This is a genomic window from Mesorhizobium sp. RCAM 05099 (assembly GCF_059683685.1).
Genome location: NZ_CM185035.1, coordinates 1,340,457 through 1,356,583 on the forward strand (window position 1 = coordinate 1,340,457; position 16,127 = coordinate 1,356,583).

General features: G+C 63.8%; 14 protein-coding genes and 2 pseudogenes. 8 read left to right on the forward strand and 8 right to left on the reverse strand.

Annotated elements, in window-relative coordinates; all coding sequences use genetic code 11:
* Positions 1-7: 7 nt before the first annotated feature.
* A complete protein-coding gene (locus tag AC56QQ_RS06635; protein WP_497125993.1) occupies positions 8-958 on the reverse strand; it encodes a DMT family transporter in 951 nt (316 codons plus the stop codon).
* A gap of 222 nt (positions 959-1,180) precedes the next feature.
* On the opposite strand from AC56QQ_RS06635, the gene AC56QQ_RS06640 reads away from it, so the two are divergent.
* On the forward strand, positions 1,181-2,044 hold the full coding sequence (locus AC56QQ_RS06640) for a LysR substrate-binding domain-containing protein (RefSeq protein WP_489858004.1): 864 nt from the start codon (positions 1,181-1,183) through the stop codon (positions 2,042-2,044).
* Here AC56QQ_RS06640 and AC56QQ_RS06645 read toward each other — a convergent pair.
* The 3 genes and pseudogenes from AC56QQ_RS06645 to AC56QQ_RS06655 all read right to left on the reverse strand — a co-directional run bounded on the left by AC56QQ_RS06645 (position 2,041) and on the right by AC56QQ_RS06655 (position 6,113).
* Entirely contained in the window at positions 2,041-2,412 is a 372-nt protein-coding gene (locus AC56QQ_RS06645) for a glyoxalase superfamily protein (RefSeq protein ID WP_091585317.1), read from the reverse strand. The two genes, AC56QQ_RS06640 and AC56QQ_RS06645, sit on opposite strands and share 4 nt — an antisense overlap.
* A 52-nt stretch (positions 2,413-2,464) precedes the next feature.
* A pseudogene (locus AC56QQ_RS06650) lies at positions 2,465-5,055 on the reverse strand (TIGR02302 family protein).
* 116 nt (positions 5,056-5,171) lie between these two features.
* Positions 5,172-6,113: a threonine/serine dehydratase gene (locus tag AC56QQ_RS06655; RefSeq protein WP_497125994.1), complete on the reverse strand. Its 942-nt coding sequence runs from the start codon at positions 6,111-6,113 to the stop codon at positions 5,172-5,174.
* A 50-nt stretch (positions 6,114-6,163) separates the two neighbouring features.
* Here AC56QQ_RS06655 and AC56QQ_RS06660 point away from each other — a divergent pair, with 50 nt between their 5' ends.
* A complete protein-coding gene (locus tag AC56QQ_RS06660; RefSeq protein WP_489858001.1) occupies positions 6,164-6,466 on the forward strand; it encodes an ArsR/SmtB family transcription factor in 303 nt (100 codons plus the stop codon).
* A 23-nt stretch (positions 6,467-6,489) separates the two neighbouring features.
* On the opposite strand, the gene lysA is transcribed toward AC56QQ_RS06660, so the two are convergent.
* The 3 genes from lysA to argH all read right to left on the reverse strand — a co-directional run bounded on the left by lysA (position 6,490) and on the right by argH (position 9,502).
* Entirely contained in the window at positions 6,490-7,758 is a 1,269-nt protein-coding gene (gene lysA / locus AC56QQ_RS06665) for a diaminopimelate decarboxylase (RefSeq protein ID WP_497125995.1), read from the reverse strand.
* 67 nt (positions 7,759-7,825) lie between these two features.
* Positions 7,826-8,032, reverse strand: a complete 207-nt coding sequence (lptM, locus tag AC56QQ_RS06670; protein WP_256751764.1) for an LPS translocon maturation chaperone LptM — start codon at positions 8,030-8,032, stop codon at positions 7,826-7,828.
* A 69-nt stretch (positions 8,033-8,101) separates the two neighbouring features.
* Complete coding sequence (argH, locus tag AC56QQ_RS06675; RefSeq protein ID WP_091585322.1) at positions 8,102-9,502, reverse strand: argininosuccinate lyase; 1,401 nt, start codon at positions 9,500-9,502, stop codon at positions 8,102-8,104.
* 35 nt (positions 9,503-9,537) lie between these two features.
* Here argH and tlpA point away from each other — a divergent pair, with 35 nt between their 5' ends.
* A complete protein-coding gene (gene tlpA / locus AC56QQ_RS06680) occupies positions 9,538-10,218 on the forward strand; it encodes a thiol:disulfide interchange protein TlpA (RefSeq protein WP_497125996.1) in 681 nt (226 codons plus the stop codon).
* Positions 10,219-10,379: 161 nt separating this feature from the next.
* Here tlpA and AC56QQ_RS06685 read toward each other — a convergent pair whose 3' ends face one another.
* Positions 10,380-10,571, reverse strand: coding sequence for a hypothetical protein (locus AC56QQ_RS06685; RefSeq protein WP_497125997.1), 192 nt, complete (start codon positions 10,569-10,571; stop codon positions 10,380-10,382).
* A 236-nt stretch (positions 10,572-10,807) separates the two neighbouring features.
* On the opposite strand from AC56QQ_RS06685, the gene AC56QQ_RS06690 reads away from it, so the two are divergent.
* From AC56QQ_RS06690 to AC56QQ_RS06710, 5 genes and pseudogenes are all read left to right on the forward strand, one after another.
* A complete protein-coding gene (locus tag AC56QQ_RS06690) occupies positions 10,808-12,160 on the forward strand; it encodes an extracellular solute-binding protein (RefSeq protein WP_497125998.1) in 1,353 nt (450 codons plus the stop codon).
* Positions 12,161-12,302: 142 nt separating this feature from the next.
* Positions 12,303-13,187 carry a carbohydrate ABC transporter permease gene (locus AC56QQ_RS06695; RefSeq protein ID WP_497125999.1) on the forward strand — a complete coding sequence of 295 codons (885 nt, stop codon included), beginning with the start codon at positions 12,303-12,305 and terminating at the stop codon, positions 13,185-13,187.
* A gap of 7 nt (positions 13,188-13,194) precedes the next feature.
* Positions 13,195-14,109, forward strand: a complete 915-nt coding sequence (locus AC56QQ_RS06700) for an ABC transporter permease subunit (RefSeq protein WP_497126000.1) — start codon at positions 13,195-13,197, stop codon at positions 14,107-14,109.
* Positions 14,110-14,122: 13 nt separating this feature from the next.
* Positions 14,123-15,222, forward strand: a pseudogene (locus AC56QQ_RS06705) (sn-glycerol-3-phosphate import ATP-binding protein UgpC).
* A 63-nt stretch (positions 15,223-15,285) separates the two neighbouring features.
* On the forward strand, positions 15,286-16,116 hold the full coding sequence (locus AC56QQ_RS06710; protein WP_497126001.1) for a phosphodiesterase: 831 nt from the start codon (positions 15,286-15,288) through the stop codon (positions 16,114-16,116).
* Positions 16,117-16,127: the final 11 nt, after the last annotated feature.

Consider the following 16,127-nt stretch of genomic DNA (forward strand, 5'->3'; position numbering starts at 1 on the left):
ACCGGCTTCACGCGGTGTCCCTGGTTACGGCCAGCACCGGCGCGGCGCCCTTGCGCCGTTCCGTGCTCAGCGCCAGCAGTCCGGCGCCGATGATGAGGGCGGCACCGATTACGGTCGTCGATCGCGGTACCTCGGCGAAAAACAGGAAACCCCACAGCGGCGACCACAGGATGCCGGTATATTCGAAGGTGGCAACGCGATTGGCCGGCGCCATCCGGTAGGCCTGCGACAACAGGATCATGCCGGCGGAGGCGACGAAACCGCAGGCCGCCATCTTGAGAAAATCCGGCAGCGTCGGCCATAGCCACGGCCGCACCAGGAATTCCAAGCTCGGGTGGACGGCGTGGGTTATGCCGGCAAGATGAAACGCGCTGGCAACCACGGCCGCGCCAACCAGATAGGCGCCGTTCTGATAGAAGGCCATGACGGTGGACGATTCGGTATCGCCGATCTTGCGCGCCATCAGCTGCGAGAAACCGTAGAGCGCCGCAGAGCCCAGGGACAGCAGCGCCGCCCAGTCGAACAGTCCGGCGCCGGGGCGCAACATCACGACGACGCCGAGCAGTCCGATCAGCACGGTCGCCAGCGTCCGCCAGGAGACGCGCTCGCCAAGATACGGCCCGGCCAGCGCCATGATGAACAGCGGCGCCATGAAATAGAGCGCCACCGCGTCTGCCAGCGGCAAGGCGGCGATGGCCAGATAGTAGACCGTGTAGGAGGTGAACTGGATGAAGGCGCGCATCGTCAGCAGGCCGAATCGCCGCGACAGGATTGCATGCAGCCCGACATCGGCGTGGACGAGAAGGATCAGGATAGGCAAGGCAATGATCGAGCGGATCGCCATCACTTCGGTCACCGGATAGCCGCTCGAGACGGCCTTGACGAGCGGGTCCTGCAGCGAGAAGACCAGCACGCCCAGGCACAGGCTCAGGATGCCGAGCACCATCCGATTCCGCATGAAGATCCAGGCTCCAGTACCAAGGCCGCAAGCACGCTTGCCGCAAGCTAAAAAGAACCCGCCACCGTTTCGGGCAGCGGGCACGAGTGAGGACTCTTGATTGGTCCGCGGCTGATTTCACAGCCGCATATCCAATGGGTGAAGCGACTATCATCTGGTGTTTGACATGTTGCAAACGAATTGGAATGATACCAGTGATCAAATTTCCTTATGGCGGATAGAATGCGGCCAACCCTCGACAGTGATCTCCTGCGCACCTTCGTGGCCATTGCCGAGGCCGGCAATTTCACCAAGGCGGCGGAGCTCGCCGGCCGCACCCAGTCGGCGGTGTCGATGCAGATGAAGAAGCTCGAAGGCCTGGTCGGCGACAGCCTGTTCGAGCGCGGTTCACGCGGCGTCGCGCTGACGCGGCGTGGCGGCGAACTCATCGTCAATGCCCGCCGCATTGTTTCGCTGCTCGATGAGACGGCTGCGTCGATGACGGCAGCGCCGCTCGGCGGGCCGGTGCGCATCGGCATCCCGGAGGAATATGGCCAGGCCATCCTGTCGCGCGCGCTGGGTGCATTTTCGAAACGTCACACAAAGGTCGAGGTGACCGTACGCTATGCGCATTCGGGGGCGCAATTGGCGGCGCTCGCCGCCGGGGAACTCGATCTCTGCGTGGTGTTCGAATGGCAGGATCCCGCCGGCGGCGAAGTGCTGATGCACGACCCGACCGTATGGGTGACATCGAACCTGCACCACATGCATGAGGAGCGGCCGGTGCCGATCGCGCTCTACAACCGGGCCGGCTGGTGCAAGGACTTCGCCATCAAATCGCTGGAGCAACTCGGTCTTGCCTATCGCGTCGCCTATACGAGCGACACCACTGGCGGGCTCAAGCTCGCCGTCACCTCCGGCCTGGCGATCGCGCCGATCTCGCGCAGCAACATTCCGGCCGACTGTCGGGAACTGACTTCGGCGGACGGGTTCGGCCACGTCGATTCCTCGAATGTGGTGATGCATCGCAACCCGAATGCCTTCGGCGAGGCGATCGACGGCATGGAAGAGGCGATCCGTGAGGCATTCGTCAACAGGCAAGGCTAGCCCGCCGCTTCCTCATGGAAATGCAGCCGGTTGCCGAACGGGTCGCTCACCGATATTTCGCGGGTCTTCCACGGCGTCTCCTCCAGGCCTGGCCTGGCGAAACGGTACTTCTTGGCCGTCAGTTCGCGATGCAGGGCCGCGATGTCCTCGACCTTGATGCGCACGGCAATGCCGGGTGCGCCGTCGCCGTGATGCTCGCTGAGATGCAGGACGCAGTCATCGCGGCCGACCGCCATGTAGAGCGGCGCATTGTCGTCGAAGCGATGTTCCCATCGCACGTCGAAGCCGAGGAAACCGACATAGAATTCGCGTGCCTTGGCAATGTCGAAGATGCGCAGGATGGGCGTGACAGTGCCAAGTTTCGGCATGGTGCAACCGTTCGGGAAGTCTTCGGGTGAGGTCGGAAGCGGGCGGCGATCCCTATTTCAGCTCGAGCAGCCGTTCCAGGTAGCTGCGTTCGATGTCGGGGCTGAGCGCGTTGCCGAGCCGCTTGCGGATCGCTTCCAGGATCTGGCGCGCGCGCTGCACGTCGATCTCGTCGGGTACCTTCACCGAATCGCCGAAATCCGGGCCTTGGCTGGCGCGCGGCCGGCCGAGCGGGTCACGATCGGCGTCCTGCTGGCGCCCACCGTCCTGGCTGCCGCCCTGGTCGCCCTGCATGGCCTGCATCTGCTTCATCATGTCCTTGGCGCCCTTGCGCAGCGCCTCCAGAGCCCGGCCCTGGTGGCCAACGGCCTCATCGCCCTGGCCCTCGCCGAGCGCCTGTTCGGCGTTGCCCATGGACTTGCCGGCCTCGCCAAATCCTTCATTGGGCTCCATGCCCATGCCTTCGAGCCCCTTCTTCAGCTGCTCGAGGTCGCTTTTCAACTGGCCCTGACCCTGCTGCAGCTGTTTCAGCGCATCGGCGAATTCCTGTGGCGTCATCGGCTTCGGCCGCGCAAGCGGATCGCGGTCCTGGCCCACACCCGGCAGGTTCTCATCCTGGCCGCCACCAAGCTGCTCATCCCGGTTCTGTCCGCGCTGACGCTCGCCGCGCTGCATCTGGTCCATGCGGAAGGTGTCGTTCATCATCTCCTGCTGGCGCCGCAGGATCTCGCCGAGCTTGTCCATCTGCTGGCGCATCTGGCTGTCCTGCTCGCCGCCTTGCTGCTGACGGCCGGCCTGCAGATTGTTCATCATGTCCTGCAGTTGCGACAGCAATTGCTGCGCCTTGTCACGATCGCCCGACTTCGCCAGGTTTTCGATCTGGTCCATCATGCGGTCGATGTCGCTCTGGCGCAGTTCCTGGCCGTTCTGCTGCATCTGCGGTGCGTTCGGGTTCTGCTTGGCGCGCTCGGCGAATTCCTGCAGGAACTGGTTCATCGCCTCGCGCAGTTCCTTCATCGCCTTCTCGATTTCCGCGTCGCTGGCGCCATTCTTGATGGCGTCCTGCAGCGCTTGCTGCGCCTGGCGCAACCGCTTTTCCGCGGCCGAGAGATTGCCTTCCTCGATGCCGAGCGCGATTTCCCAGAGATAGGAGACCTCATTGCGCAACTGGTCGTCGCTGGCGGCCATCTTCAGCCGGCTGCGGGCGCTCGTGATGGCGAGGTAGTGCGCCATGTTGTCGAAGGTATCTTCGGGCCGCAGCGTGATCGCGTCCATCAGGTCGAGCACACGCGGCTTGGCGTTGGCGTCGAGCGCCAGCAGGCGGCGTTGCTCGATCACCGCCCGCGCCAGCGGGTTGGCGAACGGCCGCTCCGGCATCGTCAGCGTCTTGGTCTCGCTCGACGCGGTGTGTCCGGCATCGTCGGTGGCGACGAGCGTCAGCTTGATGCTGCTGCCGGCCCAGACATGCTCGGTCAGGTCCTTCGACGTCCTGGCGGCATTCGACTTGCCGCCGCGGCGCGGAAGCGTCAGCGGCATCTCGGGCGGACCATAGAGCGGATGCGCATTCGGCGCCTGCGGATCAGCGAGCGCGAAAACCGCCTTGGCGGTGGCGGCGCCATAGTCGTCGTCGATCTGGTAGTTGAGTTCGAAGGCGCCGTTGGCGGCGCGCTTCGGCTCGCCCACGAAGCGGATCTGCGGCGGCTTGTCGGGCACGATCGCGAAGGCCCAGCGACCAAGCTCGTCATCGCCCGATTTCAGGGTCAGCGTGCCGTCGCCGGTCAGCTTGCCGGTGAATTGCCGCACTTTGGACGGCGTCGCCGGGCTTGCCGCCGGCTTGGCCGTGGCGTCGGCCTGCGGGCCTGCCGGGTCGATGGGGCGGGAATTGCCATCCTTGCCAGCATAAGCCAGCGTTTCCTCGCCCGAGCCGCCGGTAACGCGCAGCGAGACGTCGCTGCCATCGGGAACGGTGAAGGTCGGCGTCATCTGGTTGGCATCGGCGGTCAGGAAGATCGGTGGCTTGCCGGTGTAGGCCGGCGGCGTCACCCATGCGTCTATGCGCGGCGGCACGGCATCATGCGCGCCGTGGGCATTGAACCCGTCGCTCAGTCTGCCCCCGGCCGGTCCGAAGGAGAAGGCAAAGGCGGTAACCAGCAGAAGTGCCGCTACCGCGCGCACCCCCAGGGGTCGCGCTCCGGCACGCGCGTGCGCGGCAGGTCGGCGCCGAGACTGTCGAGCTTTCCGGCCATGCGCTTCTGGTGTTCGCGCCAGAGCGCCCGCGAGAAGCTGCTTTCCCTGCCGCTTGGCCGGTCGGTCTGCACCAGCACCGGGCTGTGCAACAAATGATTGGCCGCCTCGATGCGGCGGTCGACCTCGGCGGCGCCTGGCATGCGGAAGAAGCGCAGCGGATAGAGCGCGGCCAGTGCGGCTATGCTGAATGCGGCGACCGCGCCGATGCGCGCGATGTCCGGCAACCGCGAAAAGATGCCGAACCAGGAGACGCTGAGGAAGAGGCTGGCGACGATGACAAGCGGCAGCAGCAACGGCCAGCCACGCTCGACCATCATCGAGACCCGCGTCGCCAGCCGGCTCAAGGCAAGGCGCCCGGCCAAGCCGCGATCGCTGCTGAAGGTGGGTCGTTCCGTCATCGGCCCTTCCATGGGGCGGGCAGGATAGCCCATGCCTCACGACTCGAAGAATACCAGCAAACACGGCAAAGGCGAGGCGGTTCCAAAAAACGTGAAGTCCGCCGCGGTGGTTGCGGTCAGGAGGTCGCCGGATTCGCGTTCGCGCCGCAGACCAGCACAGCGATCCGTTCACCGGGTTCCGGCGCGTAGCGTCCGGACAGAACGGCCGCGAAGGCGGCGGCGCCACCCGGCTCGGAGATGATGCGCACCCGGTTCCACAGTGCCTTCTGCGCGGCGATGATGTCGTCATCGCTGACGAGGATGGAGCGCTCGACAAAGGTCTCGGCGATCGGGAACATCATCTCGCCGACGCGCTTGGGCGCCAGCGAATCGGCGGCGATGCCCTCGGCCGGGGCGTCGACGGGTCGTCCGGCCTCGAAGGCGCGATGGAGCGTCGGCGCCCCTTCCGGCTCGACGGCGATGATGCGGATGCGGCCGGCAAACCAGGCGGCAATGCCGCCGATCAGGCCGCCGCCGCCGACGGCGACCAGCAGCGTGTCGATATCGGGCAGATCGCTCTCGATTTCCAGCCCAAGCGTGCCCTGGCCGACAAGCGTTTCCTCCTGGTTGAAGGCATGGATCTGCAAGGCACCGGTTTCCTCGGCGAAACGTTCGCTGGCGGCCAGCGCCTCGGCATAGCGAGCGCCGCCGACGACCAGTTCAGCGCCGTAGCTTCGGATCCGCTCCAGCTTGGCCGGCGGGCTCACCTCGGGAACGAAGATGGTTGCCTTGTGGCCAAGCCGCATGGCGGCATAGGCAACGGCGGCGCCATGGTTGCCGCCCGACGCGGCGACGACGCCGGCCTCGGGAACCGGCCGCTCCAGGAGGTTGGTGAAGGCGCCGCGCGCCTTGAACGAGCCGGAATGCTGCAGGCATTCGAGCTTGAGGTCGACCGCCAGCGGCGCGCGGTCGAAGTCGGCCATGTCGACGCGCAGCACCGGCGTGTGGCGCACATAGGGGCGGATGCGCGGTTCCATCGCGGCAATGCGTTCGCGTGTGATCGTGTTGCCCTGCGACATGGGTATCTCCCTGGGATTGACAGTAATTAGTAACTTGGCAAAATGACTAAATGCAAGAGGTCGATGTCCTCAAGGCGATCGCCAACGAACGCAGGCTGCAGATCCTCGATTGGCTGAAGGATCCGCGCGCGCATTTCCCGCGCCAAGTCGACGGCGATCTGGTCGAGGACGGGGTTTGCGCGCTGTTGATTGCCGAGAAGCTCGGCATCACGCAAGCAACGCTCAGCGAGCATATGCGCGTGCTCACCCAGGCCGGCCTGCTGCGAACCAGGCGCATCAAGCAATGGACGTTCTACCGCCGCGACGAGGACAGGATCGCCGACACCAGGGCGCTCATCCAGAGCCGGCTGTAGGTGCGTTCCGGACTGAACAGCTTTTATGCAAGCCAGTCGGGCACGGAATCCAGCCCGATCAGATCGTCATAGGTGAGGCGCGGACGCACGACGTGGAAACGGTCGCCGTCGACCAGCACCTCGGGCACCAGCAGGCGGGTGTTGTAGGTGCCGGCCTGCACCGCGCCATAGGCGCCGGCGGTGGAGACGGCAATCAGGTCGCCGGCCTTCAGCCTTGGCAGATCGCGGTCGAGGCCGAGATAGTCGCCAGTCTCGCAGACCGGGCCGACCACATCGACCATCATGCGCGGCGTGTCAGCCGGCGGCTGCACCACAGGGCGGATGTCGTGGAAGGCGTCGTAGAGCGTCGGCCGGATCAGGTCGTTCATCGCGGCGTCGACGACGAGGAAGTTCTTGGCGTCGCCTTCCTTCACGAAAATCACTTCCGAGACGAGGATGCCGGCATTGCCGACGATCAGCCGGCCTGGCTCGAACATCACCTTGAGCCCGAGCTTGGTGACATGCTTCCTGACGATCTGGGCATAGGCGTCGGGGAGCGGAGGCGGGTTGTTGTCGACGCGATAGGGAATGCCGAGGCCGCCGCCGAGATCGACATGCTCGATGGCGTGACCATCGGCGCGCAGCGTACCGACCAGATCGACAAGCAGCGCGAAGGCATCGTCGAAGGGCTGCAGTTCGGTGATCTGGCTGCCGATATGGGTGTCGATGCCGGTGACCCTGATGCCCGGAAGCTCAGCCGCGCGGGCATAGACCTGGCGCGCCCTCTGCCACGGGATGCCGAATTTGTTCTCGGCCTTGCCGGTGGAGATCTTCTTGTGGGTCTTGGCGTCGACGTCGGGATTGATGCGCAGCGAGATCGGCGCCACCTTGCCAAGTGCCGCGGCACGCGCCGACAAGAGTTCGAGTTCGGGCTCGGATTCGACGTTGAAGCAGAGGATGCCAGCGGTCAGCGCAAAGTCCATTTCGCGCGCGGTCTTGCCGACGCCCGAGAACAGGATCTTGCCGGCCGGAATGCCGGCGGCCAGCGCCCGGCGCAATTCGCCCTCCGACACCACGTCGGCGCCGGCGCCGAGCACGGCCAGCGTTCTCAGAACCGCCTGGTTGGAATTGGCCTTCATGGCGTAACAGACCAGCGCGTCGAGCCCGGCAAAGGCCTGGGCAAAGACCCGGTAGTGCCTGGTCAAGGTGGCCGTTGAATAGCAGTAGAACGGCGTCCCGACCTGTGCGGCGATATCAGGGATCGCCACGTCCTCGGCATGCAATACGCCGTCGTGGTAGTCGAAATGGTTCACGAGGATGGTTCCGGAAAGTTGGAGCTCGATGAGATCGGGTTCAGAAGGAAACCCAGTCTCATCGGCTCTAGATCAGCGGGTCGAGGATGAACTTCTTGTCCTGGACCGGTTTTTCCGGCTCCGGCGGCACGGGCTGGTGGGCCTTCGAGGCATCCTTGCGCGCTTGCACGGCGGCCTCATAGGGCGTGTCGAGAGCGCCCCTCCGGCCGCAGGCCGAGACGGCCGCAATCGCCACCAGCAGCGTCAGCGTCACCAAAATCCTGCTTCCGGTCATCGATCCATCCGTCCGAAACTTTTGCCAGCCGCCGCTTTTAGCCGAGTTCTCTGCGTATTGCACCCTAGCTCACGCTTTCGTCAGCCGCTTTTTCCAGGCGCGGATCTGCTTCCGCACTTCCGACGGCGCCGTGCCGCCGAAACTGGTGCGGCTCTTGACCGAGTTCTGCACCGCCAGCACCGAAAATATGTCCGCGGTGATGCCAGGATTGATCGACTGCAAATCCTCCAGCGAGAGCTTCTCCAGCCCGACCTTCTTCTCTTCCGCCAGCGCCACCGCCCGGCCGGTGACATGATGCGCCTCGCGGAACGGCAGGCCGAGCGTCCGCACCAGCCAGTCGGCCAGGTCGGTCGCGGTGGCGTGGCCGGAGCCGGCGGCCTTTTTCATCGCCGCTGCGTTCACCGTCATGTCCGAAACCATGCCGGTCATCGCCGCCAGCATGAGATCGAGCGTCTCGGCGGCGTCGAACACCGATTCCTTGTCTTCCTGCATGTCCTTGCCATAGGTCAGGGGCATGCCCTTCATCACCGTCAGCAGGCCGACAAGATGGCCGGTGACGCGGCCGGTCTTGCCGCGCACCAGTTCGGCGGCGTCGGGGTTTTTCTTCTGCGGCATGATCGAGGAGCCGGTGGAGAAGCTGTCCGAGAGCCTGACGAAGCCAAATTGCGGTGTCGACCAGATGATGATCTCCTCGGCCAGCCGCGACAAATGCGTGGCGCAGATCGCCGCCATGCCGAGGAACTCCAGCGCAAAATCGCGATCCGAAACGCTGTCCAGCGAATTACGCATCGGTTCGCGGAAGCCGAGCGCCTTGGCGGTTCTGTGACGGTCAATGGGGAAGCTGGTGCCGGCAAGCGCGGCCGCACCGAGCGGGCTCTCATCCATGCGTTCGATCGCGTCGCGGACGCGCGACAGGTCACGCGAAAACATCTCGACATAGGCCATGCAGTGATGGCCGAAGGTCACCGGTTGCGCCGCCTGCATATGGGTAAAGCCCGGCATCACGGTCGCCGCATGCTCCTCGGCCCGCTCCAGCAGCGCCTTGATCAGTCCTTTCAGCGCCTCGGCGACGCGAAAACATTCGTCCTTGACCCACAACCTCAAGTCGACAGCCACCTGGTCGTTGCGCGAGCGGGCGGTGTGCAGGCGGCCGGCCGCCGGACCGATCAGGTCGGCGAGGCGAGCCTCGATGTTCATGTGAATGTCTTCCAGCCGGGTCGAGAACTCGAACGTGCCGGCTTCGATCTCTTTCAGAATCGTGTTCAGCCCGTGAGCGATTTTTTCTTGATCGGCCGCCGAAATAATGCCCGTTTGCGCCAGCATCTCGCTGTGGGCGATCGAGCCTCTGATGTCCTGCGCATAGAGTTTGCGGTCGAACGAGATCGACGCGTTGATCGCTTCCATGATCGCGGCCGGACCCGAGGCAAAACGTCCGCCCCACATCTGGTTGCTGGTCTTCGTGTCGCTCATCGCTATAACCCGTGCTTCGGAGCAGTTTTGAGAAAATGGCAGACGGTAATAGATTCTTCCCGGCCCCACGCCTGATCCTCGCCGCCTTGGTGGCGGGCGTGCTGGCTGGCGCGGTCGCGGTATATGTCAGCGAGAGCCGGTCTGGCAACAATGCCGCGAACCAAGTCGCGGTCGGCGACAGCAAGGACGATGTCGCCTGCGCCGCCAAGAGCGGCCGCGCCAAGAAAATCGCGGCCGCGGCGACAGGCGAGGTCGCGGCACTTTTGCCGGCCGATCCGCCGCAATCCTTGAAGAACCTCGCCTTCAATGGGCCGGACGGCAAGCCGATGACGATCGCCGACCATGCCGGAAAGACGATGCTTCTCAATCTGTGGGCGACGTGGTGTGCGCCGTGCCGTGCCGAAATGCCGGCGCTCGACGCGCTGCAGAAGGAAAAGGGCAGCGACGCCTTCCAAGTGGTCGCCGTCAATGTCGATGCCGGCGATGATGTGAAGCCGAAGAAGTTCCTCAAGGACACCGGCGTCGAGACGCTCGGCTACTACCGGGACTCGACGATGGCGCTGTTCAACGACCTCAAGACGCGCGGCCTGGCGCTTGGCCTTCCCGTCACCATGCTCATCGACGGCGAAGGCTGCCTGATTGCCCACATGAACGGCCCGGCCGAGTGGTCGGGGCCGGACGCCAAACGGCTGGTCGAGACGGCGCTGGGCAGCTGAGGCAGGCTGGCCGTCGTCGGTTTTGCCGTCGCGCCTATTTGTCCCAAAGGCCAGCCAAACGGGACAAGGGCCTGGATCGTGTCGCCATCCGGGATCGTTCGGCGATCTGATCGACGATTTGCTGAAGGCCTCCATGTCGATCCTCGGATAGGCGATCTCGTTCAGCGAAAAATCAACCGGCTGCCGACCGCTTGTTGAAAGCGAAGGCGTCGTCCTCGCTCATTTTGATCGGCCAAAGCCTTGATCGGCCAAGCCTGGCTGGTGCTGTCTCGCATGGCCTGGTTGTCGGTGAGGGGAACATGTTTCGGCCGCGGCACCAGCATTTCATCCATCCATTTCGGCTCGATATCCACGACCGCCTCCCTCTGGTCTTGCTCAGGCCTTTACGCCGAAGCACGACGCTCTAGCTACCCTGGGCGCCGATGTGACGGGTTCATTTCATGTTGGCGCAAGCCGTCGAGGGAGGAGAGATTGGCTGTCCACAGGCCTGAAAAGGCAACAACAGAACTGTCACATACTTTCTCTAAGAGACGGCCGGGGACCTGCGCAACGATCCTTGAAACGAGCCACTCAACAGGGAATGAGATTCATGTCGATGATCAAAAATGGTCTGGCGGCTCTGGCCGCCGGCGCAATCAGCGTTTCCATGGCGCTGCCAGCGGTCGCCGCGCCCACCAAGTTCGACTTCTGGTTCGGCCTTTCGGGCGACCTCGCACGTGTCGTTGACACGCTGTGCAAGAACTTCAACGCCTCGCAGTCCGACTATGAAGTCGTCTGCACCAGCCAGGGCAATTACGACGCCACGCTGCAGAACACCATCGCCGCCTTCCGCGCCGGCAAGCAGCCCGCGATCGTCCAGGTCTATGACGTCGGCACCGCCACCATGATGCTGTCGGGCGCCTACAAGCCGGCCGACAAGCTGATGGAGGAAAACGGCTACAAGATCGACTACAGCGACTATTTCCCCGGCATCGCGCGCTACTACGCGACGTCGAAGGGCGAGATGCTGTCGTTCCCGTTCAATTCCTCGACGGCGCTGATGTACTGGAACAAGGACGCCTTTGCCAAGATCGGCAAGACCGAGGCGCCGAAGACCTGGGAAGATGTCGGCGCCGACCTCAAGGCGATGAAGGACGCCGGCTACGACTGCCCGATGGCGATCAACATCTCGGCCAACGAAAGCTGGCAGCTGATGGAGCAGTTCTCGGCCCTCCACAACCAGCCGATCGCGACCAAGAACAATGGCTATGACGGCCTTGACGCCCGTCTTGAAGTCAACAAGACCAAGTTCGTGCAGTACGTCACCGATCTGAAGAAGTGGTATGACGCCGGCCTTATCAAGATCAAGTCCAAGGACCTTGGCCAGGACATGGTCCAGGCCTTCGCTTCCGGCACCTGCCAGGTGATCATGACCTCGGTCGGCGATCACGGCACCGTCGGCAAGACGCAGAAGGAAGGCATGAACTGGGATGTCGCCGAGCTGCCGGTTTATGCCGGCACCGAGCGCAAGAACTCGCTCGTCGGCGGTGCTTCGCTGTGGGTTCTCTCCGGCAAATCGGATGCGGAATACAAGGGCGCGGCCGCGTTCCTCAACTTCATCCACGACCCCAAGACCGCGCTGTTCTGGTCGACCAACACCGGCTACATCCCGGTGACCAAGTCGGGCTTCGACTACATGAAGTCCAGCGGCTTCTACGACAAGGCGCCCTATAAGGGCCGTGAAACCGCGATCGCCAGCCTGACCGCGACGGAGCCTACCGAAATCACCCGTGGCATCCGGCTGGGCAACTTTACCCAGATCCGCGCCGAGTTCGGCACGCAGATGCAGGCGATCTTCGCCAACAAGGTCAGCGTCCAGGAAGGCCTCGATACGCTGGTCAAGAACGGCGACGCCATCCTCGACCGCTTCCAGCAGACCTATCCGGGCAAGACCTTGCCCTGATCGCTGAAAACTCCAGGGCCGCCCGTACGCTTGCGAGCATGGTCACTTCCGAAAACCGGTTTCCACTTTCGGGATCATGCTTGGATCGACGGGCGGCCGTTTCATAATCTAGACTGCCGTTTGAACGGCGTCGGCGGGACCGATGGAAAAACGGGTTACCTTCAGCAGTTGGACAATCGGCATCCTCTTCGCGGTGCCGCAGATCCTCCTGATCTTCACGTTCTTCTACTGGCCGGCGGGCCAGGCGGTCTATTGGTCGCTGACGCTGCAGCAGCCATGGGGTGGCGGCAACATCTGGGTCGGGCTCGACAATTTCCGTTCGATCCTGTCCAGCGCCGACTACTGGAACTCGATCACCGCCAGCCTTGTCTTTGCCGGCATCAGCACCGGTCTTGCGATGTTCATCGCGCTTGTGCTCGCCGCCTTGACCGATCGGCAGCTCACCGGCTCGCGTCTGTATCGCGTGGTGCTGATCTGGCCCTACGGCATCGCCGCACCCGCTCTGGCGATGGCGTTCCGCTTCATCCTGGCGCCTGAAGCTGGCTTCATGGCTGTCGTCAACCAGGTCTGGCCCGGCTTCTGGGACCCCGGCCTCGACGGCGCCGATGCCATGGCTTCGATCATCGCAGCCTTTTCCTGGAAATATGTCGGCTACAACTTCATCTTCTTCCTCGCCGCGTTCCAGGCCATCCCGCGCTCGCTGATCGAGGCGGCTGCGATGGACGGGTCCGGCGTCATCAGGCGTTTCTGGGACATCCAGTTCCCGCTGATCACGCCGACGATCTTCTTCCTGTTGGTCATCAACATCACCGAGAGCTTCCAGGATTCCTTCGGCATCGTCGACATCATGACCGCTGGCGGCCCGGCGAACGCCACCAATTTGATGGTCTACAAGATCTATTCCGACGGCTTCAAAGGCCTCGACTATTCAGGTGCCGCCGCACAGAGCATCATCCTGATGCTGCTCATCATCGTGCTGACCATCTTCCAGTTCCGCTTCATCGAGCGGCGCGTGCACTACCGGTGAGAATGACATGGTCGAGCGCACCCCAATCCTCAATTTCTTCACGCATCTGATCCTGTTCGTCGGCTTCGTCTTCTGCGTCGCGCCGTTCATGGTCGTGGCTATCGCCGCGTCGCATAATCTCAGGGATGTCAACGATGTGCCGATGTCGCTGCTGCCGGGCCGTGACTTCTGGGTCAACATCAAGACCGCCTGGACGACGGCCGACCTGGGTCCCAAGCTGCTCAACAGCTTGATCATGGCGACCGGCGTCGCCGCCGGCAAAGTGATCATCTCGGCGCTCACTGCCTTCTCGATCGTGTACTTCCGCTATCCCGGCCGCATGCTGATCTTCTGGCTGATCTTCATCACCTTGATGCTGCCGCTCGAAGTGCGTATCGTGCCGACCTACGCTGTGGTCGCCAACGTGCTCGAGCCTTATCAGGCGATCCTGGACCTGACCGGGCTTTCCTGGCTGATCGAAAAAGTGTCGGGTGTGCAGGTCTCCCTCAGCCTTGGACTGCTCAACTCCTACAGCGGCCTGATACTGCCGCTGGTCGCCACCGCGACCGGCACGTTCCTCTACCGCCAGTTCTTCCTGACCGTGCCGGACGAACTGACCGAGGCCGCGCGCATGGACGGCGCGGGCCCGCTGCGGTTCTTCATCGATGTGCTGCTCCCGCTGTCGCGCAACAACATGGCCGCGCTCGGGACCATCATGTTCCTGTGGGCCTGGAACCAGTATCTGTGGCCGCTGCTCATCACCACCGACCAGTCGCATGCGATGGCGGTGACCGAGCTCAAGCAACTCATCCCCAATGTCGGCGGTGCCCCGGAATGGCATATCGCCATGGCCGGCACGCTGATCGTCATGCTGCCACCGCTGGTCGTCGTGGTGCTGATGCAGCGCTGGTTCGTGCGCGGCCTGATCGCCACCGAGAAATAACAGGAGACAAAAAATGGCCTCCATCGCCATACGCGGCGTCAAGAAGAACTATGCCAAGACCCAGGTCGTGCACGGGGTCGACCTCGATTTCGCGTCGGGCGAATTCGTCGTCATCCTGGGACCGTCCGGCTGCGGCAAGTCCACGCTTTTGCGAATGATCGCCGGGTTGGAAGAGATTTCCGATGGCGAGATCGCGATCGACGGCACCGTGGTCAACAAGCTCGAGCCGCGCGAGCGCGGCTGCGCGATGGTGTTCCAGAACTACGCGCTTTATCCGCATATGAGCGTGGCGCAGAACATCGGCTATTCGCTCAAGGTCGCCGGAGTTCCCTCGGCTGAGCGCACGCAACGGATCCAGGCGGTTGCCCGCACGCTGGAACTGGAACATCTGCTCGACCGCAAGCCGATGGCGCTTTCCGGCGGACAAAGGCAGCGCGTCGCCATGGGCCGCGCCATGATCCGCGAGCCGAAGGTGTTCCTGTTCGACGAACCGCTGTCCAATCTCGACGCCAAGCTGCGCGTCCAGATGCGCTCGGAAATCCGCAAGCTGCATCGCCGGCTGAACGCCACCTCGGTCTTCGTCACGCATGACCAGGTCGAGGCGATGACGCTCGCCGACCGGCTGGTGGTGATGAATGGCGGACGCGTCGAACAGGTCGGTACTCCCGGTGAAATCTATACCCGCCCAGCCAGCCGCTTCGTCGCCACTTTCGTCGGCGCGCCGGCGATGAACATTCTGGAAGGCACGGTCGAACTCGACGGGTTGTCGTTGCTCGGTGGCAGCCGGCGCCTGGCCATGACACGTGCCGGCCTGCCGGTCGGCACGAAGGTCGCGATGGGCATCCGGCCCGAAGCCGTCCGGCTGGTGACACCGGCACGGCCGGCGCGCTCAAGGCCACCGTCGACCTGGTCGAGGAACTGGGCGCGGGGCGGGTCATCTATGTCGATCTGGACGGCGCGTCGTTTTCGGTGATGACGTCGGAGGCGGTCCACCCCGAGCCCGGCAGTGCTGTCGGCCTGAAGATCTTGCCCGAGGACATGCATTTCTTCTCGTCGGAGACGGGAAGCCGCCTCGATGTCTTCAAGGCATCCGTACCCGAGCCGGCGCTCTGATCCCGAAGCCCCCATCATCGCGGTGATGAATCCGCTGGCCCCCGGCAAGTCCAGGAAAGCATCATGAAAATCATCCAGGTCACCGATGTGCATCTCGGCCAGCGCGGCGAGCGCCGCTATGGGGCGGATCTGCATCAAAGGCTGGCGTCATGCATCGCGCACATCAATGCGCATCACGCCGATGCCGCGCTTTGCGTCTTCACCGGCGACCTGACCGAGACCGGAGCGCCGGAGAGCTATGCCGATCTTCGCGCTGCTCTGAGCACACTGTCGGTACCTTACAGGCTACTGCCGGGCAACCATGACCGGCGGGCCAATCTTGTCGCGGCGTTCCCGGAAAATCCGGTCGCCGAGAATGGCTTTGTGCAGTCTGTCCATGACACCGGCAACGAAGTGCTGGTGTTTCTCGACTGCCTGACGGAAGGACGCATCGAAGGCGAATTGTGCCAAAGTCGGCTTGCCTGGCTCGATGCCCGGCTCGAGGAAGCAGCCGGCAGGCCCGCCTACGTCTTCATGCACCATCCACCGGTCGCGCTCGGCCTGCCGCAGCTCGATCCGCTGGGTCTCGAGGATGCTGAGCAGTTGCTCGGCCGGCTTCGGCGGCATGGAAACGTCCGCCACATCTTCTTCGGTCACGTCCATCGCGACATCGCCGGCACGGTCGCCGGCATCCCGTTCTCGGCACAGCGCGGCCTGCATGCGAGGTTCGCGCTTGCCCTCGACAGATCGAGCGAGATCGTCGAGCAGGCACCGCCATCCTACGCGGTCATCCTCATCGACAGCGCAGGCGGACGCGTGGTGGTGCATGGCTGCGATTTTCTCGAGCAGTGGCCGACCTATTCCGCCGAAACCGGTGAACGCATCACCGCGGACATGGCAGCCGACCGAGCCTGAATCCACAAATG

What these genes read in the sequence shown, in the direction of transcription:
- AC56QQ_RS06635 (WP_497125993.1), bottom strand. Translation starts at nt 958, where the DNA reads ATGCGGAATCGGATGGTGCTCGGCATCCTGAGCCTGTGCCTGGGCGTG.
- AC56QQ_RS06640 (WP_489858004.1), top strand. Translation starts at nt 1,181, where the DNA reads ATGCGGCCAACCCTCGACAGTGATCTCCTGCGCACCTTCGTGGCCATT.
- AC56QQ_RS06645 (WP_091585317.1), bottom strand. Translation starts at nt 2,412, where the DNA reads ATGCCGAAACTTGGCACTGTCACGCCCATCCTGCGCATCTTCGACATT.
- AC56QQ_RS06655 (WP_497125994.1), bottom strand. Translation starts at nt 6,113, where the DNA reads ATGTCGCAGGGCAACACGATCACACGCGAACGCATTGCCGCGATGGAA.
- AC56QQ_RS06660 (WP_489858001.1), top strand. Translation starts at nt 6,164, where the DNA reads ATGCAAGAGGTCGATGTCCTCAAGGCGATCGCCAACGAACGCAGGCTG.
- lptM (WP_256751764.1), bottom strand. Translation starts at nt 8,032, where the DNA reads ATGACCGGAAGCAGGATTTTGGTGACGCTGACGCTGCTGGTGGCGATT.
- argH (WP_091585322.1), bottom strand. Translation starts at nt 9,502, where the DNA reads ATGAGCGACACGAAGACCAGCAACCAGATGTGGGGCGGACGTTTTGCC.
- tlpA (WP_497125996.1), top strand. Translation starts at nt 9,538, where the DNA reads ATGGCAGACGGTAATAGATTCTTCCCGGCCCCACGCCTGATCCTCGCC.
- AC56QQ_RS06690 (WP_497125998.1), top strand. Translation starts at nt 10,808, where the DNA reads ATGTCGATGATCAAAAATGGTCTGGCGGCTCTGGCCGCCGGCGCAATC.
- AC56QQ_RS06695 (WP_497125999.1), top strand. Translation starts at nt 12,303, where the DNA reads ATGGAAAAACGGGTTACCTTCAGCAGTTGGACAATCGGCATCCTCTTC.
- AC56QQ_RS06700 (WP_497126000.1), top strand. Translation starts at nt 13,195, where the DNA reads ATGGTCGAGCGCACCCCAATCCTCAATTTCTTCACGCATCTGATCCTG.
- AC56QQ_RS06710 (WP_497126001.1), top strand. Translation starts at nt 15,286, where the DNA reads ATGAAAATCATCCAGGTCACCGATGTGCATCTCGGCCAGCGCGGCGAG.